Raw genomic sequence first — 18,762 nt, 5'->3', positions numbered from 1 at the left:
TTAATTAATTAATAAATCGTTATCAGAAAACTTTTCAGTAAAATTTACCTTAATAATTTCTGAACATATCAGTCTAACATTTCGTTTGGTGCATTACCATAGATTTAAGGAAAGTTTCATTTAAATTTTGAAATGATTATGATTGTCAACTGTATTTTATCTGCCGTACTTTTCGATCTGTAATCCATATGATCTTGATCATAGCGACAAATAGACTTCTTAAACTACCTTTGAGTCTCACTTTCAGGAGATCTGATCGTGATATCAATCCAATGTATTGCACCTGTAAAGTGCAATACTTTAGTTTAAAACAAGAAGACTTTTTATCAATGTTAATTAGTGAAGATATGCTCTTTCGTTATGGAGGAGAATTGTTACGTTTCAGCAAAAATGATTTTATATTCAGAGAAGCAGAAACTCCAAAATTTTATTATCAGATTATCCGCGGTGAAGTAAAACTCAACAATTATCAGCAGGACGGGAAAGAATTTATACATAGTCTTCCTACCGTAGGACACTGTATTGGCGAGACTTTTCTATTTTCCGATTCACCATATCCTGTGAATGCTGAAGTGATGACAGACGACAGCGAAGTAATGAGGTTAACGAGATCTAAATTTTTTGAACTGTTGGGGCAAGACCCGCAGATATTCAGAAAATTATATCATTATACAGCCGAAAGAATGTATTACCGATATGTGATGATGAATCTTATTACAGCTTCAGATCCTGTACATAAAGTAAAAGGTTTAATGGACTGCCTGAAGAATTATCATAAAAAAACCGGACTCTATTCTTACCAGATCCCTTATACCCGCAAAGAAATGGCATCGCTCACCAATTTGCGGGTAGAAACAGTGATCAGAATCATTAAAAACATGGAAAAGGATCAACTTCTACAAATTAGAAATCGAAAAATTTTTTACTAAGCTCTGAGATCAACTTTCGAAATCATTTTTGGCATCGCCAGAGATTCGGCAATCGTATCTGCAGCTGTGTCACAAAAATCAAGACCGGAATAATCGGGATTCAGGCCACCAATATATGCAACTGACATGATATATAATTTTTCCTGCACTTTACCATAAGAATCTAAAGCCTGAAAATGATCGTTAATACTGAGACCATTAACTTTTAAATAAAAATTTTCATTGTAACCTTTAATGATCTGTTTGTTTCCTTTTTTATTTAATTCGATGGCTTCTTCAGTTTCTTTAAAACTTAAATAACCGGAACTCACAAAACCACTTTCTTTAAGTCCGTCAAAAGGAAGGTCGTTCAGGTTCATCGCACTTTGTCCTGTGGCATCAACATACATTTTGTAACTTATTTCTTTTGAATCCCCTGATTCTGTCTGATAACGATAAATTGCGCCTTCATTTTCAAATGGCTCAACGGTACTTTCACGGTCAACATTACTAAGCTGTAAAATTCCTGCGTCATAAAGAGTGATCATCTCACGGTAAGACGACTGCGGAAGTGCAGCAATTATAATAGAAATAAGCGGCATTAATGTTTTATTAAGTCTCAGCATATCTTCTGCGGAGAAATGTTTTGCAGGATAATTCATCGCATAGCTGAATGCCGTAAGTGCCTCTTTCCAGGTAATAGACTGATGTCTTTTTATAGACTTTTCAGCTTCTGCATATTCAGCTTTAAAAAGATCAAAACTGTCTAATTCTCTACGCAGTTTCATCATCTTATCAACAAACTCTTCGATACTCAGTTCGCTTATTTCATTATAAAATTCCGGATCTTTATTTTTTACAACAGACTTGAAATTTTTATCAAATACATAATCAAGATCTACAAAACCACCATTATTTTTTTTGTATTCAAAGATTTCTTTAAAAGACATTTTCCAGTCTGGCGAAAAGGCATCATCTTCAGAATGAAATCTTAGTGCAGGCAATAATCCGCTTAAAGAATAAAGATCAATTTTGAAATTTTTAGATTTAGAATGCAATGTGTATGTTAATTTATCATCTTTATCGTGTTTAAACTCACCATTCAAACGTGACAGAGTTCTGATAATGTCTACAGCAGTTAGTGATGCGCCTTTTACCGCAACCGGATGATTGGTATGTTGGGTGAATTTTGATGGTGGATAAGGAGAATCGTACCAGCCTTTGTGTTTCCCTTCGAAAGATTTTAGCCACTGATGACCTGTGCAGAGAATCACAACATTTGCCATGTGTTGCTCATTATTATCAGTAAAGATTTTAAATGTTCCGTCTTGTACTGTTGTTATATCTTTCACAGAAGTATTCGTTAAACCTACAACATCAATATGTGATTTTTTGGCCATTTTGATGTATTTCTTAAATTGATTTTCGAGGAATTTCCCCAACAACAATCTTGGAATTACTTGATCGCGGTTAATGTGACCGTTCTTTATATAATCTGGAAACTCATCTGTAGGATGTTCTGTTACAAATGTTTCAATATCGTCTACTAACTCAGGAAGTTCATTTGCAGAGACATTTGCTACATGCTCATGGCCGGCTCCTGCATTACTATATGGCATTCCCATCCCGAGATGGCCATTTTTCTCGAAAATGATAATCTTATCAGTTTGTATTTGTTTTAGAAGTATGTGTTTTAATGAAAATAAGGCAGCTGGGCCACCACCGATTAAGGCAATGGTTTGGGAGTCGTTTTGTGACATAAATTTATAGGATTATTCAGAATATTCTAATTCAAAATGTATACCTATTGTCAGGAAACATAAGCATAAAAAATAAACTTTTTTATGATTCAAATCACAGTACTGTGTTAAACAAGTTTAACATTATCAAACGCTTAAATGGTATGCTGATTGCAAACATTATGTTATCACTAACTTAAAAATATTATTATGGACAACAGTAAAACAGTATCAACACTTAATGATTTACTAAACATTACAAACGACAGAATTCAGGGATTCAGCAAAGTGGAAGATAAAGTTTGGGAAACTTATTCTCCATTGAAAAACGACTATGATCAAATGGTTATGGAATCTCAAAAAATGAAGTCAGACCTTATCAGTTTAATCACAGAGCGCGGTGGCACGCCGGACGATACATCTACAACTGCAGGTGCTTTGCACAGAACGTGGATTGACGTTAAAAATTCTTTTGGTGGAGATAACACCGAATCTACATTAGAAAATGTAGTTTTTGGCGAAAGAGCAGCGATTGATGCTTATCAGGAAGCTTTACAAAGCGGAGATCTATGTCCACAAAGTACCGTTGTGGTAGCAGACCAGTTGCAAAATCTGAAATCTTCTTATGCTAAATTTGAAACTCTTGAAAGAACAAGAGATTAAGATTTCATTTTAAAAAACAGAATTCCTGGGAGATTTACTTTCAGGAATTTTTTTTGCATACTAAATTAAAAAACTCTCACAGTTTAAAAATGAAAGATCAAAAGCCGAGTTATTTAAATTTTAATAAAGATGATTATTTCTGGAAAGCTGATGTAGATTACAGGCTTCATCCTGAAAAATACCGCGTAGGAAAAGGTGAACAAGGTGTTTTAACCTGTGAACCTTACAAAACCGAAATCGGAAAATTCTGGCGTTTCAAGAGCAAAGAAATTGCAGAAGAAAGTTCTGCAGCGATCTATAGTTTATTTAAAAAGTATTTACTTGAAAATGATTTTGTGGGTGCAGATATGGCAAGAAAATATCTTCAGATGGGTTTTACGCGTGCACGTAGATATTATAATTACAAAGGCGGAAAAAAATATGACGCCGAAAACAATCATCAACAGTTGGAAAGAGGTACAGGCGATCCTGAAAAAGCAGAATCAGCCGCAATTTTCTATGAAAAGTGGAAAAAAGCTGAGGCTGATCCTGAATATTCTAAAATGAAAAAAAATTGGAAAAAAGAAAAAGGGTGAGAATTTTCTGATTATAATAATTTTTAGTCGATTATATCCTGATAAACCTTAAAAGAATCATCACTGTACTTCACTGTGATTTGTAATGCAGCATCAAAATCAATTGTATGCACAGAATCTTCTTTTTTTTCATCATCTGAAATGATAATTTTAAATGGGTCTTCGGTTACGTTTAATAAAGGCCCGCTGTATTTTTTATTTTTTTTGTAAACTACTTCAATATCTTCAATTTGTTGTGCAGGATTCAAAATGTTTTTTTGAAAATCGTAGGTCAATTCCATAAAATTTTTGTTTGGTGATTTTTGTGTAAATAGTTGCAAATAGTGCGCCACTACTAGGTTTGTACTTCACTTAAATAAATCAAAACTACGTTTATGCGAAATCATTTTCCCAAAGATTTTGTTCTTTTCTTATCATATTTTTTTTATTTTATTTTAAAAATTTCAAAAAAATAAATGATCATTTTACAGGTTTAAGACTTATTGCAAAACCTCCACTTCGAGCCATTTTAAAATTGATTTTAGATTTGCTGTTGATTATTTTTTTATAAATAGAGTAGCTTTGTGGATTTTCTATGTAATCTGCATTTTTTCCATCCTCATATATTGTAGCTTCGTATCGCTTTCCCTTATCTAAAAAAGAAAAGTCTACGGTATAATCACGTTTATTTTCATCGGTAATTCCTCCTACAAACCAGGTTTCTTGACCTTTCGTTTTTCTTGCCGTTACAATATAATCGCCAGGTTCGGCAGATAAAATTTTTGTATCATCCCAATCTGCAGAAACATCTTTTATAAACTGAAAAGCATCCATATGTTTTTTATAATTTTCAGGAAGGTCTGCGGCCATTTGTACGGGCATATACATCACCACATAAAGCGCAAGCTGTTTGGCAAGAGTGGTTTTCACAAAACGTTTGTCTCCGGGAAAATAATAATCAAGTTTAGTCTGAAAAATTCCGGGTGTGTAATCCATCGAACCACCAATAAATCTTGTAAAGGGTAAAATCGTCTGATGATCAGGATTATTCCCCAAAAATGCTTCATGCTCTGTTCCTCTTGCGGCTTCCGCAGAAACCCAGTTGGGATAAGTACGGCTTTCACCTCCCGGACGTACAGATTCGTGGGAGTTAAACATTATTTTATATTCGTGCGCTTTTTCAACTATTCTGTAGTAATGATTGATTGTCCACTGCGAATTATGATGTTCATTTCTAGGAATAATATCTCCTACGTAGCCTGTCTTTACAGAGTTATAGCCATATTTATTCATCAGCTGAAAAGCTTGGTCTGCCCATCTTTCATAATTTGTAGCTGAACCTGAAGTTTCATGATGCATGATAAGTTTGAGACCTTTCGAATGTGCATATTCGTTAAGCATTTTTATATCAAAGTCAGGATTTGGTGTTACAAAATCGAAGACGAATTCTTTGGAGTGATTAATCCAGTCTTCCCAACCAATATTCCATCCCTCAACCAGCAGCGCGTCAAAACCATTTTCGGAGGCGAAATCGATATACTCTTTTACCTTCGTATTGTTGGCTGCATGTTTTCCGTTTGGTTTTATTTTAGAATAATCTGTTTTTCCGATGTGAATATTCGTTTTCGGTTCTCCGTACGCCCACTGTGATTTTCCAACGATCATTTCCCACCAGACGCCCATGTATTTTGTTGGCTTAATGTAAGAAGTGTTAGAATACTTGGTTGGCTCATTGAGGTTGAACAGCATTTTTGAATCTAATACCATTTCGGCTTTTGGCGATACAACAATTGTTCTCCAGGGTGTGACTGAAGAAGTTTGAATATAGCCTTTTACACCCTGTCTGTCTGGCGTAAGATGAACTTTAAATTTAAAATTTTCAGGATCAACATCAAGATTTGAAGCAGGATAATCGAGTACTGCAGCTTCAGCAATATTGATATATAAAGGTTTTGCCCCTTCTTTTTTTAACATGATCGGAGACTGCACAGAACCTTTAATGAGTTTTTGTGAAGAATGTTTGTCAAAAGCCTGATCCCATTTTTCGGGAATTTCAGAAATTTTTGTGGTCTGATAAGGATATTCCTGAGAATCGTAATCCGCTACAATCCACCAGACTTTCAGATCTTCCGGCAGATCAAATTCTGTATCTTCTTCACGAATTGTAAAATAGTTGAGATTTTTTTGTTGAGGGAATTCATATCTGAAACCGAGGCCATCGTTGAATAATCTGAATTTAATGACAATATTTCGATCGCTGAGATTTTGATCTAATGAAATTGCCAACTCATTATAATGGTTGACATAATTCTTTTTTTCGCCTAAAATAGGCTGCCAGATTTCATTTTTTGACGCTCTTTTTTCTCCAGATTTGGTAAAGCCGTTATTTAAATTAAATTTTGCGTCAATCGGTTTCTCAATCACAGGTATCGCTCCCGTGTCATTGAATAATTGAAATCCCAATTTAGAATCTTCAATAACTGTCGCTCCATCATATTTCAAATTATAGTATGGAACGCCATTCTTTAAATTGAAGTTCATTGTGAATTTTCCGTCAGGAGACTGTAAAGACTGAGCTTTTAATGCCGTTGAAGCTACAAAAAGAAGAAATATCTGAACTGTAAACTTTTTCATGTGAAATATTTACAATTCAGATATCAAAGTTTTTACCAACTTTTTATTAATACCTGTTTTTAAGTATTTGGTTGCATCATTTTGCCAGGTTATACACCTCGTCGGTGACTGCTTCATCCCAATTTACAATTCCTTTTTCGGTGTTTGGTACGATGTATAATTGCTGTAAACCTACATCTGCACTTGCTCCATGCCAATGTCGAACGTTTGGCGGACATTTGATAACGCTTCCTTTTTTGATGATTTCCATTGGCTGTCCTTCAATTTGGTGATAGCCAATTCCGTCGGTAATCATTAAGATCTGACCGGCAGGATGGCTATGCCAGTTGCTTCTTGCTCCGGGTTCAAAATATACGTTTCCAACGGCAGTTGTATAAATATTGTCTGCATCGACTAAGCCAACATTATATGCGTTTCCGGTAAATGTGTCACCTGATCCTTTTTCTCCCTTGGGAAAAATTTGGTCTAATCCGTTTTTTTCTTCGTTCATTGTTTTCTGATTTTTATTGCTGCACGATAGAATGGCTTGTGAAATTATCAATAATGCAAAAGATTTCAATATATTTTTCATATTTTTTTGGTTAATTAATTTCAAATTTTACCGTCACATTTCCTCTGCCGAGAGCGTAAGAAAGTCCGGCCGGGTTATCAATCTTTCCCAATTTTGTATAGCTGTATGACGTTGTAAAATTCTTATAAAAAAGCACGAGTGTATTGTTTCCGTACAACATTAAATCACCTGACTTTATCGGTAAGTGTGCTGTCGAACTGGTTGGGAGATTTTCCGCCAGATCAAAATACTTCTCATTCTCATTGAGTTCTGTCATCTTAATGGTAAGCGGAAACATTGCTTTAAGAACTTCGCTGCTTGAGTTGTTATATAATGTTCCTGTAAAAACTGCAGTTCCGATTGTTATTTCCATTTTTGATGTTGATTGTTTTAGATAATTACCCTTGTTGTTTTGTATAAATGTCTCCACGTTTTTGATGCTGCTTGCGATAATAGAGAATGAAAATACAGGGAGGTAAGCAATCAAAATAAAAAATTTTTGCATAAATTTTCTAATGCTAAAAAGTAGAGGCGTCAATAACATATCGATATCGGGCTTCTTTATTCACAACTTTTTCCCAGGCCTCGTTAATTTCGGATGCTTTAATGACTTCTATCTGCGGATAGATTTTATTATCAGCACAATAATTTATAACCTCCTGTGTTTCGGGAATTCCGCCAATCAAAGAACCATTAAAATTCACTCGGTTGAAAATCATATTAAAATTGTTGATAGTCAGTTCGCCATTAATCGGCTGACCGACTTGCGTAAAATAACCGTACTTTTTTACACAGTCAATATATGGTGACATATCATACGCATAAGGAACGGTAGATATCATAAAGTCTAATTTGCCCTTGTATGGTTTTAGATCTTCTGCTGATTTTACCACGATAACCTGCGCAGCACCAAATCCTCTAATATCATTTTGCTTTGAAGGTGATGACGTAAAAGCATAAACTTCTGCTCCTTTCGAGACTGCTAACTTTACGGCGATATGTCCTAAACCTCCGATGCCGATCACGCCAATCTTGTCGCCTTTTTTAAAATTCGCTTTCATGAGCGGTGAGTAGGTCGTAATTCCTGCGCAGAGAAGTGGTGCGGCATATTTTAGCTCAATATTTTTTGGAATCTTAATGGCGAAATGTTCTGTTACCACGATATTATTAGAATAACCACCTTGCGTGATACCTGTAGGAGAGGTGGCTTCCGGAGCTCCGTATGTTCCCACCATTCCGGTTGTTTCACAATGATGCTCTTCGCCGCTTTTACAGCTGTCACATTTCATACAGCTGTTTACCATACAGCCTACACCGGCATGATCGCCTACTTTGAATTTAGTTACCTCTTTTCCGACAGCAGTTACGATTCCGGCAATTTCGTGTCCCGGAACCTGAGGATATTTCTGCTCTCCCCAATGTCCTTTGATGGTATGAATGTCCGAATGACAAATGCCGGAATATTTTATTTCAATTAAAACATCATGGTCACCAACGGCTCTTCTTTCAAAATTCCATGGGAGCATTTTTCCTTTTACATCTTTTCCGGCGTATCCTTTTGATTTAATGTTTTTACTCATCGCTGATTTGTTGTTTTGTGCTAAAAGATTCAGCGGTCCCGCAAGTGCCAAACCAGCCCCAGCAATAGCGGTCTGCTGAATGAATCTTCTTCGTGAATTGTTATTTTGTTCTGACATTTTAGTGGTTTTAAGGATTAATATTTTTAAGTATTTTTGCTGGAATTCCACCTACAATTTTATTATCAGGTACATCGTTAGAAACAATAGATCCTGCTGCCACAATTGCATTTTCTCCAATCGTAACGCCTTGTAAAATAGTGGAGTTGGCGCCAATCCATGCATTTTTTTTAATATGAATAGGTTTAGGAATTAATGAATGTCGGTGAGTACCAGACGTAGGATGACCTTCGGAGAGCAGACTCACTTTGGGAGCGATTAAAACATTGTCTTCAATGGTGATTCCGCCAAGATCTAAAAATACACAGTCGAAATTGATGAAGACATTTTTCCCTATTTTTGTATGCTTACCGTAATTGATGTGTAAAGGAGTAAAAACCGTAACCGTTTCATCAATTTCTGTTTCTGTAATTTTACTGAGGAAACTTCGGATTTCTTCAGGTTCGGAGGCGTTATTCATTTGTACCGAAAGTTTTTTTGTGGCAAATGAAGCTTCCATCATTTTGTAAGATTCTGGATCGCCCGGAGCAATGGTTTCGCCGTCGCGCAACCTTTCAAAAACGTCTTTCTGAACAGAGGATAAAGCTGAATTGTTATTAGATTCTGACATTGTATTTGGATTTGATTACCAGATACAAAATTAGCTCCGTTTTAGTGTATTAACGTAAAGATAATCAAACCAAAGATTAAGAAAATCAAACTTCAGATATGCGATATGAAGTAGGAGTAGTTCCCGTAAATTTTTTGAAAAAATTATTAAAATAAGTTGGATACTCAAATCCTAAGGCATAGGCGATTTCAGAAATACTCCATTCTGTATGTTGTAAAAGTGCTTTAGCCTCGGTGATGATTCTTTCGGTAATGTGTGTCGTAGTAGATTTTCCGGTTACTTCTTTTACGGTGCGGTTTAAATAATTTACATGTACATTCAGATATTGTGCATAGTGTTTAGCAGTTCTCAACTGAAGCGGATTTGCGGTAGTTTCTACAGGAAATTGTCTTTCTAATAGTTCTAAAAAAACAGATGTTAGTCTGGAAGATGCATTTTTGCTCTGCTCATAGTTCTGAGACGGTTCCATCTTGAGAGATTCATGGATAATCAGACTTATGTAATTTCGAATCAATTCATCTTTAAAGATATAATCGCTTTCCTGCTCAGTAATCATTTTCTGAAAAATAGTATTTAAAAATGATCTCTGCTCTTCGGTAATTTGTAAAACAGGCGTACCCCCAATTTTAAAGAAAGACGAATGTTGCAGACTTTCAGAACGTTCAGAATTTTTGAAAAAATCCTCTGAAAAGAGAATTGTGTAACCTACGTATGCCGTAGAAATTGTTTCCCAGGAATACGGAATATGAGGATTTCCGAAGAATAAAATAGTTCCTTCCTGCTCAAAGGTTTTATCCGAATAATGAATTTTACTTTCTCCCGTCGTAAGGCAGATTTTATAAAATTCTTTGCGGCTGTACGTTCTGGTTTCAGCACCATCTCCTTCAATTTGGAATGCTTTGAAACCTTGAAGTTTTAATTCTTTGTTGAAACTCGATATTGCTCTGGTTACCTTCTTTTCCATTACGCAAAGTTAAGAAATTCAAATAAAAGTACTGAGACCTCTCATATCAATTCCTGCATTTTTTCAATGCTCACATTTCGGGATTCTGCGTGTAAATGAGCATGAAATTCATTCAGCTTTTTTAGAATTGACAGAAGATCCTTTTTCTCTTTTACATCTAATTTTCCTGTAAGAACTTTTGATGTTTTATTTACTTTTTCTACAGAATGATGGAAAATCTCTTCACCTTTTTCTGTTAGGCTAAGGCGCTTGATACGTCGGTCTTCTTCATCTCCCTTCTCTTGTACAAAACCTGCTTCTATCAGTCTTTTAATAATTTGTGTTCCGGTTTGTTTTTCATGAGCATTTTTTTCGATCAAATGAGTTTTAGTCAGCGACGATTCATCTTTCAGCCTGTACAAATAGGTAAATTCTTCATTCGCAAGATCAGGAAATTCTCCCAAACCCTTTCTAATAAGTAATTTCGAATATCTACTCAGCAGAATTATCTGTTTGCAGATATCATTTTCAGTAAATGAGACCGTATGATCTTCATTTTTGAAAAGTTTTGTAGGGCTTTCTTCAGCATATTTTTTTTCATTCAGCCAAACTCTAAAATCCTCAACTTTACCGTTAGGCTTGTAGAATTTAGAATCTTCATAGCTTTTAACTTCATGAAGAAGATCGATGATAAAGTTGGTATTCATAATATTATATTTCGCGTAAAGATATTCGTTTTTTTTTGTCAATTAAAGCTTGGTGCTTCCCATTCCGCCGTCGATTCCGATAATTTGCCCGGTAATCCACGATGCTTTATCAGATAATAAAAATTCCGCCATTTCTGCCATCTCGACTGCGCTTCCAATTCTTTGTAGCGGATGTCTTCTCGCTGATGAATCTCGTTTTTCTGGAGTTGACAATAATTGTGATGCCAAATGAGTGTCTGTAAGAGAAGGCGCAATTGCATTTACACGAATTTTATGTGACGATAATTCTGCGGCCAAACTCTTCGTTAAACCTTCAACCGCACTCTTGCTTGCAGAAATTGAAGCGTGAAAAGGCATGCCTAATTTTGCTGCCACCGAACTGAAAAGAACGACTGAAGAATTTCCTGATTTTTTTAAAAAGGGCAAAAAGTGCTGAATCGCTTTTACAGCACCAATCACATTAATTTCAAAATCATTTCTAAAATCTTCCGTCGTCAGTCGATTAAAGGGCTTTAGATTAATGCTTCCCGGTGCGTATACCAAACCGTCAATATGATCCGGAAAAGTAATACTGCTAAGTTCATCACTGCTGATATCAAACTTGTGAAATTCTATCCCAAGGCTGTTTACGATCTCATTTTCAGTACGCGAAATTCCTATAATATTGTTGTTATCTGCCAAAATTTTTGCGGCTTCCAGTCCAATACCTTGTCCGCAACCAATTATTACAATGTTTTTCATAAAGTTTTATTGATAAGATTTAATTATTTTATGCGTTTGGAAATTTTATTAAGACTAATCGTCTTTTGTCTGCTGCATCTAAATCTCGTGATTTCTGAACTTCTTTTCTTTAAATGTTTGCTGCTAACACCAGAATTCACTCTTTTTCTCCAAAGTCTGAAACTTGAAGATTTAAGTTCTTTTCTCATCAGCTCTATAACTTCACTTTCAGAAATCTGAAATTGGTAACTGATTGCTTCGAAGGGAGTTCGGTCTTCCCAGGCCATTTCTATAATACGGTCAATCTGTTGCAAATTGAGTAACATCTTCATAATAATTTGTTTAAATTTAAATCACAATATGCTTGTTAAAAGTCATTGCGTTTATTCTTCCTGCAACGTTCGCTGCAGTATTTTACCTCTTCCCAGTTCTGTTTCCATTTTTTTCTCCAGTTGAATGGAAAACCACAAATGGGGCAAATTTTTGAAGGCAATTCCGACGGCATTATTTGGTAAATTTTAAGTAATTATTAATGATCATATTTTCAGCTCTCAGATCATGCATCATATTATAAAGACCAAAAAATGTTCTGTTGAGATATATAAAATGTTTTGATCCTCGGTTTAGATTCATTCCTTTCATATTGCTCATTTTTGCATATCGCTGTCCGAGATCGGCAATTTCCTGAAAAAACGATTCATCTGAAAAATCAAAAATTTCACTATTGAAAGGTCTTGTGAAAAGTTCCAAAAGTTCATAAAATAATTTTGTGAAAAAAATCTGCTCTTCCGGTGAATCATCATCTCTTAGAATTTCCAGCTGGTAAAGTTTTTCGCGGAAAATATCAGCATTATTCAGGTTTTCTCTTTTTGCAAGTTCAAAGTAAGGTTTATAAAAGTCAGCCGGAATCTCTTTAATACATCCAAAATCGATAACCAACAATTCTTTATCATCCGAAACCAGAAAGTTGCCAGGATGCGGATCTGCATGCACCATTTTCAGACTGTGCATTTGGTACATATAAAAATCCCAAAGAGCCTGTCCGATTTTATTAAAATCACTCTGGGAATTTTTTTCTTTCACAAATTCTGAAAAATGTCTTCCATCCATCCAGTCCATAGTGATTATTTTCTCACAAGAGTATTCCGGATAGTATTTTGGAAATACAATATTCGGTAAATGTTCACATTGTTCAGCAAAATACCGACTTCGCTTCAATTCCAGATCATAATTTGTTTCTTCAAACAATTTATCTTCCACTTCCTGAAAATAAGATTCTGAACCTTCTTTTTTAATATTAAACATCTTCATAGCAATAGGTTTCACCATCTTCAGATCGCTGGAGATACTTTCTCTCACGCCGGGATATTGAATCTTTACTGCTAGATTATTTCCATCTTTGGCAGCTTTATGAACCTGACCAATACTTGCTGCATTAATCGATTCGGGAGAAAACTGATCAAAAATATCTTCCGGATTTTTACCGAAATATTTTCTGAAAGTCTTTCTCACCAAAGCTCCGGAAAGCGGCGGAACAGAAAATTGGGCAAGAGAAAATTTTTCTACATATGCCTGAGGAAGAATATTTTTTTCCATGCTGAGCATTTGGGCCACTTTCAAAGCAGAACCTTTAAGCTCTTTGAGGGAATCATAAATATCTGCGGCATTATCTTCATTCAAAGTCTTCAGAGCTTCTTCCTCATTTTTATCTTTCGTGATTTTGTTACCGTAGTATTTTATGTAATTGACTCCCACTTTTGCTCCAGCTTTAAGAAGGCTTCCGGTTCTTTCGATTTTCCCTGTAGGAATTGTATTGAGTGTTTTCATTTAATCTTTTTTAAATTTTTCTTTCCAAAGAAATTTACCCAGATCTGCAACCTTTTTCAGCGGCTGACTATCCATGATTTCGAATCCTGTATCGATTGTTTTTTCAATAAAAACATCTGTTTTTTCGAACGCTGGTGAAGTGTCTTTTCGCCAAAAGTCTATGCTTGAAAGCAGATGTAACCAGAAAATTTCTTCTCTCGCTTTATCATTGAAATTTCGAACATCACTTTTTGCATTCTTGATGATTTCCCAATCATTGAAATCGAGAGTTTTTATAAAGTTCCGATGGGTTTCTCTGAGAGGTGTAAGTATTTTAGAATTGTGAAGCATATTTTTTCCCAATAGCATCAAAACCAACGATCTGTTCATTGTAAGATTCTCGAAGAAAATATAGTAAACATTCAAAACTTTTTCTTTAGAATGAGTACCTTGGTTTTCATTTACTGTCGCAGCGAGATCAACAGATTTCATGAAAATCTCCTGCAATATTCTTCGTTCAATTTGCTCAAAGCTTGCAAAATATTCGTAAAAATCTTTTTCCTCAAATTCATTGTCTTTTGCAAAGCGATAGATATTTTTTGGTCGTTCACCATGATTAAGAATATAATCGCTGTAAAGTTCAAATATTCGTTCTTCGGTCATTGTATTATTGTTTTCCATTATATAATTATTTCTAAACAAATTTAGTGATTAATATTATTATTTTTTATCATATAGTAATATAATTTACCAATTACAGTTATGGAGTTTAGCAAAATGTGTTGTAATAAGAAATTTTTATTGACATTTTCTTTCCAATTATTATGATAGTATCTTTAACCCGAAAGAGCAGGATACTGCAAGCACCAAAAATGTATACTTTTATGAAAATGAAATATTAAAATAATTTTCACATAATAAATGAAAGTTATTTTGCTGATTTTTAGAGCTTAATAATGATGAGGCAGAAATCAGGTTTTAAACAATATCAACCAATTATGAAATTCCAAAACACTCCTAAATTCCTATTTTCATTAATAATAATCCTATCATTTTCTAACGGACTGAAAAGTCAGGACAAATGGCCGGATGGAACCAAAATCGACAAATGGTTCACAGAAAACAAACCTACAGACATTAGCAAATTAGGCAAGAAATACCTCCTTACAGCCAACGGTGTGAAGAACGACAGCACGATTCTTCAGACCAAAGAACTTCAGGCAGTCATTGATTTGGCTGCTAAAAACGGCGGCGGAATTGTGGTGGTTCCGAAGGGAACATTTCTCATCAGTTCAGTTTTCTTCAAACAGGGAACGCATTTGCATTTGGAAGCTGGAGCAAAATTAAAAGGTAGCGACGATATCAATGATTTTCCGGTGGTAACGACAAGAATGGAAGGTCAAACAGTAAAATATTTTCCTGCCTTAATTAATGCAGACGGATTAGACGGTTTCACGATTTCAGGAAAAGGAACATTAGATGGAAACGGACTTCGTTTCTGGAAATCATTCTGGAAAAGAAGAGAATGGAATCCTAAATGCACTAATATGGACGAAATGAGACCTAGAATTATTTATGTTTCAAATTCTAAAAACGTTCAGGTGGAAGGAATTACCATTAAAAATTCACCTTTTTGGAGCACGCATTATTATAAAAGTGATTTTGTTAAATTATTAAATCTGACCATTCTCGCTCCGAAAGAACCTGTAAAAGCACCAAGTACAGACGCGGTTGACATCGACGCCTGTACCAATTTCTTAATTAAAAATTGCTATATGTCAGTGAACGACGACGCAATTGCTTTGAAAGGCGGAAAAGGTCCGAAGTCTGATAAAGACCCGAACAACGGCGAAAACAGAAACATTCTTATCGAAGACAATACTTTTGGATTCTGCCACAGCGTTTTGACTTGCGGAAGTGAGTCCATTCACAATTACAATGTGATTTTGCGCAATTCTAAAGTAAAAGATGCATCAAGATTATTACACCTTAAAATGCGTCCCGACACGCCTCAGCATTATGAATATCTAACGGTTGAAAACATCACCGGAAACGTAAAAACTTTCTTATATGTAAAAGGCTGGAACCAGTTTTTTGATTTAAAAGGTGAAGAAAGACCTAGAAAAGGATTGGCCAACAATATCACAATAAAAAATATCGACATCAGTTGTGAAACGGCGTTCTCTATTGAAAAATCAGATTTGTTTGATTTGAAGGATTTCACATTTGAAAATTTCAAAATCAAAGCTGTAAAACCTGAAATGCAAAACCTGAATCACATTCAGAATTTAAAGCAAAAAAATATCAATGTGATGCAAGTGGCTTCTCTCACGCAATCTTACGACAAAAAAGACGATTCCGATATTTCTGCTAAATGAGTTTTTATTCCAAAATATTTGTTCTTTTATGCTTTTGCTCACAGTTTCTGCATGCTCAATCTAAGGAAATCCAATTCCTAAGCGGAACAGATTCTGAGCATACGAAACAATGGGATTTTTGGATAACCGGCGGACGAAAATCCGGAAGCTGGGATAAAATACAGGTTCCGTCACAATGGGAACAGCAGGGATTTGGCTCGTATAACTACGGAAGAGATTACGTTACTTACGGCAAAAATTTTAAATTCAATGATGAAGTAGGTCTTTACAAACACCAATTTTCAGTTCCGAATTCCTGGAAAGGAAAGTCAATCAACATCGTTTTTGAAGGTTCAATGACCGACACCGAAGTGAAAATCAATGGCAAGTTGGCCGGAGCAATTCATCAGGGTGCTTTTTATGAATTTAAATATGATATTTCCGACAAATTACTTTTCGGAAAAGAAAATATTATCGAAGTCAAAGTTTTCAAAATGTCAACTGATAAATCGGTCAACAACGCAGAACGGCTGGCTGATTATTGGGTTTTGGGAGGGATTTTCAGACCGGTTTATTTGGAAGCGACTCCAAAAGAAAATATTTCTTGGACAGCAATTGATGCCAAAGCAGATGGAACTTTCCGTTCGAATATTCATTTAAAAGGAATTCAATCTGCCAATAATGTAAAGGTTGAAATTTTTGATGCTAAAAATAATTTAGTTGGGGAATCTCAGATTCAAATTCAGAAAGATGATACTTTAAAACAAATCCAATTCAATCTTAAAAATCCAAAACTCTGGACAGCTGAAACGCCGAATTTATATAAAGCGAAATTCAGTTTAAATAAAAATAGAAAAAACATCTACCAAACCGAAGAAAAATTCGGTTTCCGAACCATTGAAATCCGAAAAAGCGACGGTATTTACGTCAACGGAACCAAAATCAAAATGAAGGGTATCAACCGTCACGTTTGGTGGCCAGAAACCGGAAGAGCGGTCAACAAAAACATCGATTTGATGGACGTTCAGCTCATTAAAGAGATGAATATGAACGCCGTTCGATGTGCTCATTATCCTCCAAATAAATCCTTTTTACAAATTTGCGATTCGTTAGGTTTATATGTTTTGGATGAACTCGCTGGCTGGCAAAAAAAATACAGCACTGAAGTTGGAAAAAAGCTCGTGAGAGAAATGGTTACGAGAGATGCCAATCATCCTTCAATTATTTTTTGGAGCAACGGAAATGAAGGCGGACATAATTTTGATTTGGATGCAGAATATGCAAAATACGACTTGTCAGACCGTCCTGTAATTCACGCTCATCACAAACCTGGAAACGCTTTCAACGGCATCGACTGCAATCATTATGAAGATTATTACAGCACCAAAAAAATTCTCGAAGGCGAAAATATTTATATGCCGACCGAGTTTCTGCACGCGCAGGATGACGGCGGTGGCGGAACATCTTTAGCCGATTACTGGGAACTTCACTGGAATTCCAAAAAAGGTGCAGGCGGTTTTCTTTGGGCGTTTGCGGATGAAGGATTGGTGCGAACTGATTATAATAATCAACTTGATGTCAATGCGATTAACGCTCCCGATGGCGTGGTCGGTCCGCATCGTGAAAAAGAGGGAAGTTTTTACGCCATACGGGAAATTTACAGTCCGGTAAAAATTGATTTGAAAACGTTGCGGAATGATTTTAATGGAATCATTCCTGTTGAAAATCGTTATCATTTTACTAATCTGAATGAATGCCAGTTTGAATGGAAACTGGTTAAATTTAAAACACCGTTCTCGTCTGAATCTGGTTTTGATGTGCTTCAAAAAGGAAAAGCAGAATCTCCTAATATTAAACCAACAGAAAAGGGAAATTTAAAACTAAATCTACCATCAAATTGGAAAGAAAATGAAGCTTTAATGCTGACCGCAACCGATTCTTTCGGAAAGGAAATTTACACCTGGACTTGGAAAATAAAATCAAACGATGATATTTCAAAACAGTTTTCGAAATCTTTAATCAAAGAATTTCCGATTTTGGTTATAGAAAATGACTCATTATTTATTTTGAAATCAGACGAAAAAGAATTTTCGTTTGGAAAAAAAGATGGATTATTAAAGTCTGTCATTTTAGATAAGAAAGGCAAAAAAATGACCTTCACAAACGGACCCGTTTTCGTGAACGGAAAAACGGAATTATCATCTTTCAAATCTTTTCTGGAAGAAGGAAATGCGGAAATAGAAGCTCGTTTTAAAGATGGAAAAGTAATAATTTGGAAACTGAATCATAATGGAGTTTTAGAATTGAATTATGAATATTCGCTTTCCGCAGATTACCCGTTTTCAGGCGTGAGTTTCGATTATCCCGAAAATTATGTTATCAGCGCAAAATGGCTCGGCAAAGGTCCGTATCACGTTTGGAAAAACAGAACGCAAGGACAAACCTACAATGTCTGGCAAAATCTAAAAAACTCTACCCGAACAGGTTTTTCACCTTGGATTTATCCGGAATTTAAAGGTTATTTCGACGATGTTTCGTGGTTGCAATTGAATACTGCAGAAGGAAAAATTACGGTAGGAACAAAAGAAGAAAAAATGTTCATCAGACTTTTCGATTTTTACGGAATTTATGGTGCGGAAGGTTATCCAAAACTGCCTACAGAAAACATTTCTTTCCTCGATGCTATTCCGCCACTGGGAACTGTTTTAGCATTTAATATTAATAATGATACTTCGACTTTAGGCCCTGAAAGTGAACCGAATCATTTGAATGGGACCTTCAAAAGAACATTGTATTTCTATTTTGGTCTGCCGGATTTGGGTGATGAAAATAAGCAGTTTACAATGCCTAAAGAAAATATTTTAACAGATTAAG

General features: G+C 35.3%; 19 protein-coding genes. 5 read left to right on the top strand and 14 right to left on the bottom strand.

Going from position 1 to position 18,762, the window contains the following annotated elements:
* Nucleotides 1-329: 329 nt before the first annotated feature.
* The gene (locus PGH12_RS05005; RefSeq protein WP_267596991.1) at nucleotides 330-929 is read left to right on the top strand and encodes a Crp/Fnr family transcriptional regulator; all 600 of its coding nucleotides are present in this window, start codon (nucleotides 330-332) and stop codon (nucleotides 927-929) included.
* Here the strand turns inward: PGH12_RS05005 and PGH12_RS05000 are convergent.
* Nucleotides 926-2,668: an FAD/NAD(P)-binding protein gene (locus PGH12_RS05000; RefSeq protein ID WP_267596990.1), complete on the bottom strand. Its 1,743-nt coding sequence runs from the start codon at nucleotides 2,666-2,668 to the stop codon at nucleotides 926-928. The two genes, PGH12_RS05005 and PGH12_RS05000, sit on opposite strands and share 4 nt — an antisense overlap.
* 189 nt (nucleotides 2,669-2,857) lie before the next feature.
* On the opposite strand from PGH12_RS05000, the gene PGH12_RS04995 reads away from it, so the two are divergent.
* Nucleotides 2,858-3,310, top strand: a complete 453-nt coding sequence (locus PGH12_RS04995; RefSeq protein WP_267596989.1) for a ferritin-like domain-containing protein — start codon at nucleotides 2,858-2,860, stop codon at nucleotides 3,308-3,310.
* An 89-nt stretch (nucleotides 3,311-3,399) separates the two neighbouring features.
* Nucleotides 3,400-3,885: a DUF4385 domain-containing protein gene (locus PGH12_RS04990; RefSeq protein ID WP_267596988.1), complete on the top strand. Its 486-nt coding sequence runs from the start codon at nucleotides 3,400-3,402 to the stop codon at nucleotides 3,883-3,885.
* 23 nt (nucleotides 3,886-3,908) lie between these two features.
* On the opposite strand, the gene PGH12_RS04985 is transcribed toward PGH12_RS04990, so the two are convergent.
* From PGH12_RS04985 to PGH12_RS04925, 13 genes are all read right to left on the bottom strand, one after another.
* A complete protein-coding gene (locus PGH12_RS04985; protein WP_267596987.1) occupies nucleotides 3,909-4,166 on the bottom strand; it encodes a glycosyltransferase family protein in 258 nt (85 codons plus the stop codon).
* Nucleotides 4,167-4,344: 178 nt separating this feature from the next.
* Nucleotides 4,345-6,498 carry a glycoside hydrolase family 97 protein gene (locus tag PGH12_RS04980; protein WP_267596986.1) on the bottom strand — a complete coding sequence of 718 codons (2,154 nt, stop codon included), beginning with the start codon at nucleotides 6,496-6,498 and terminating at the stop codon, nucleotides 4,345-4,347.
* A gap of 76 nt (nucleotides 6,499-6,574) precedes the next feature.
* Entirely contained in the window at nucleotides 6,575-7,069 is a 495-nt protein-coding gene (locus tag PGH12_RS04975; RefSeq protein ID WP_267596985.1) for a cupin domain-containing protein, read from the bottom strand.
* A 10-nt stretch (nucleotides 7,070-7,079) separates the two neighbouring features.
* Nucleotides 7,080-7,553 (bottom strand): cyclophilin-like fold protein, encoded by a 474-nt coding sequence (locus PGH12_RS04970; protein ID WP_271286806.1) that lies wholly within the window; start codon nucleotides 7,551-7,553, stop codon nucleotides 7,080-7,082.
* A 13-nt stretch (nucleotides 7,554-7,566) separates the two neighbouring features.
* On the bottom strand, nucleotides 7,567-8,745 hold the full coding sequence (locus tag PGH12_RS04965; protein ID WP_267596983.1) for an NAD(P)-dependent alcohol dehydrogenase: 1,179 nt from the start codon (nucleotides 8,743-8,745) through the stop codon (nucleotides 7,567-7,569).
* A 10-nt stretch (nucleotides 8,746-8,755) separates the two neighbouring features.
* A complete protein-coding gene (locus tag PGH12_RS04960) occupies nucleotides 8,756-9,355 on the bottom strand; it encodes a DapH/DapD/GlmU-related protein (protein WP_267596982.1) in 600 nt (199 codons plus the stop codon).
* Between the two features lie 85 nt (nucleotides 9,356-9,440).
* Nucleotides 9,441-10,319: a helix-turn-helix domain-containing protein gene (locus PGH12_RS04955; RefSeq protein WP_267596981.1), complete on the bottom strand. Its 879-nt coding sequence runs from the start codon at nucleotides 10,317-10,319 to the stop codon at nucleotides 9,441-9,443.
* Between the two features lie 41 nt (nucleotides 10,320-10,360).
* Nucleotides 10,361-11,005, bottom strand: a complete 645-nt coding sequence (locus tag PGH12_RS04950) for a MarR family winged helix-turn-helix transcriptional regulator (RefSeq protein ID WP_267596980.1) — start codon at nucleotides 11,003-11,005, stop codon at nucleotides 10,361-10,363.
* A 42-nt stretch (nucleotides 11,006-11,047) separates the two neighbouring features.
* A complete protein-coding gene (locus PGH12_RS04945; RefSeq protein WP_267596979.1) occupies nucleotides 11,048-11,746 on the bottom strand; it encodes an SDR family NAD(P)-dependent oxidoreductase in 699 nt (232 codons plus the stop codon).
* Nucleotides 11,747-11,769: 23 nt separating this feature from the next.
* Nucleotides 11,770-12,057 carry a TIGR03643 family protein gene (locus PGH12_RS04940; RefSeq protein ID WP_267596978.1) on the bottom strand — a complete coding sequence of 96 codons (288 nt, stop codon included), beginning with the start codon at nucleotides 12,055-12,057 and terminating at the stop codon, nucleotides 11,770-11,772.
* A 35-nt stretch (nucleotides 12,058-12,092) separates the two neighbouring features.
* A complete protein-coding gene (locus tag PGH12_RS04935) occupies nucleotides 12,093-12,230 on the bottom strand; it encodes a DUF2256 domain-containing protein (RefSeq protein WP_267596977.1) in 138 nt (45 codons plus the stop codon).
* Entirely contained in the window at nucleotides 12,230-13,552 is a 1,323-nt protein-coding gene (locus PGH12_RS04930) for an ABC1 kinase family protein (protein ID WP_267596976.1), read from the bottom strand. Before PGH12_RS04930 ends, PGH12_RS04935 begins: the two co-directional genes overlap by 1 nt.
* Nucleotides 13,553-14,212 carry a TetR family transcriptional regulator C-terminal domain-containing protein gene (locus tag PGH12_RS04925; RefSeq protein ID WP_267596975.1) on the bottom strand — a complete coding sequence of 220 codons (660 nt, stop codon included), beginning with the start codon at nucleotides 14,210-14,212 and terminating at the stop codon, nucleotides 13,553-13,555.
* A gap of 317 nt (nucleotides 14,213-14,529) precedes the next feature.
* Here PGH12_RS04925 and PGH12_RS04920 point away from each other — a divergent pair, with 317 nt between their 5' ends.
* The gene (locus tag PGH12_RS04920; RefSeq protein ID WP_267596974.1) at nucleotides 14,530-15,909 is read left to right on the top strand and encodes a rhamnogalacturonidase; all 1,380 of its coding nucleotides are present in this window, start codon (nucleotides 14,530-14,532) and stop codon (nucleotides 15,907-15,909) included.
* Nucleotides 15,906-18,761, top strand: coding sequence for a glycoside hydrolase family 2 protein (locus tag PGH12_RS04915; RefSeq protein ID WP_267596973.1), 2,856 nt, complete (start codon nucleotides 15,906-15,908; stop codon nucleotides 18,759-18,761). The genes PGH12_RS04920 and PGH12_RS04915 overlap by 4 nt, the downstream gene beginning before the upstream one ends.
* Nucleotide 18,762 lies beyond the last annotated feature (1 nt).

Origin of the sequence: Chryseobacterium sp. CY350 (assembly GCF_027945075.1) — a bacterium.
In the GTDB taxonomy this organism is placed as follows: domain Bacteria; phylum Bacteroidota; class Bacteroidia; order Flavobacteriales; family Weeksellaceae; genus Chryseobacterium.
The sequence above is the reverse complement of the archived record's forward strand: the minus strand, read 5'-3'. Positions and strand labels throughout refer to the sequence as shown.

What these genes read in the sequence shown, in the direction of transcription:
- PGH12_RS04975 (WP_267596985.1), bottom strand. Translation starts at nt 7,069, where the DNA reads ATGAAAAATATATTGAAATCTTTTGCATTATTGATAATTTCACAAGCC.
- PGH12_RS04945 (WP_267596979.1), bottom strand. Translation starts at nt 11,746, where the DNA reads ATGAAAAACATTGTAATAATTGGTTGCGGACAAGGTATTGGACTGGAA.
- PGH12_RS04995 (WP_267596989.1), top strand. Translation starts at nt 2,858, where the DNA reads ATGGACAACAGTAAAACAGTATCAACACTTAATGATTTACTAAACATT.
- PGH12_RS04955 (WP_267596981.1), bottom strand. Translation starts at nt 10,319, where the DNA reads ATGGAAAAGAAGGTAACCAGAGCAATATCGAGTTTCAACAAAGAATTA.
- PGH12_RS04985 (WP_267596987.1), bottom strand. Translation starts at nt 4,166, where the DNA reads ATGGAATTGACCTACGATTTTCAAAAAAACATTTTGAATCCTGCACAA.
- PGH12_RS04925 (WP_267596975.1), bottom strand. Translation starts at nt 14,212, where the DNA reads ATGGAAAACAATAATACAATGACCGAAGAACGAATATTTGAACTTTAC.
- PGH12_RS04965 (WP_267596983.1), bottom strand. Translation starts at nt 8,745, where the DNA reads ATGTCAGAACAAAATAACAATTCACGAAGAAGATTCATTCAGCAGACC.
- PGH12_RS04915 (WP_267596973.1), top strand. Translation starts at nt 15,906, where the DNA reads ATGAGTTTTTATTCCAAAATATTTGTTCTTTTATGCTTTTGCTCACAG.
- PGH12_RS04990 (WP_267596988.1), top strand. Translation starts at nt 3,400, where the DNA reads ATGAAAGATCAAAAGCCGAGTTATTTAAATTTTAATAAAGATGATTAT.
- PGH12_RS05005 (WP_267596991.1), top strand. Translation starts at nt 330, where the DNA reads ATGTTAATTAGTGAAGATATGCTCTTTCGTTATGGAGGAGAATTGTTA.
- PGH12_RS04970 (WP_271286806.1), bottom strand. Translation starts at nt 7,553, where the DNA reads ATGCAAAAATTTTTTATTTTGATTGCTTACCTCCCTGTATTTTCATTC.
- PGH12_RS05000 (WP_267596990.1), bottom strand. Translation starts at nt 2,668, where the DNA reads ATGTCACAAAACGACTCCCAAACCATTGCCTTAATCGGTGGTGGCCCA.
- PGH12_RS04930 (WP_267596976.1), bottom strand. Translation starts at nt 13,552, where the DNA reads ATGAAAACACTCAATACAATTCCTACAGGGAAAATCGAAAGAACCGGA.
- PGH12_RS04980 (WP_267596986.1), bottom strand. Translation starts at nt 6,498, where the DNA reads ATGAAAAAGTTTACAGTTCAGATATTTCTTCTTTTTGTAGCTTCAACG.
- PGH12_RS04935 (WP_267596977.1), bottom strand. Translation starts at nt 12,230, where the DNA reads ATGCCGTCGGAATTGCCTTCAAAAATTTGCCCCATTTGTGGTTTTCCA.
- PGH12_RS04950 (WP_267596980.1), bottom strand. Translation starts at nt 11,005, where the DNA reads ATGAATACCAACTTTATCATCGATCTTCTTCATGAAGTTAAAAGCTAT.
- PGH12_RS04920 (WP_267596974.1), top strand. Translation starts at nt 14,530, where the DNA reads ATGAAATTCCAAAACACTCCTAAATTCCTATTTTCATTAATAATAATC.
- PGH12_RS04940 (WP_267596978.1), bottom strand. Translation starts at nt 12,057, where the DNA reads ATGAAGATGTTACTCAATTTGCAACAGATTGACCGTATTATAGAAATG.
- PGH12_RS04960 (WP_267596982.1), bottom strand. Translation starts at nt 9,355, where the DNA reads ATGTCAGAATCTAATAACAATTCAGCTTTATCCTCTGTTCAGAAAGAC.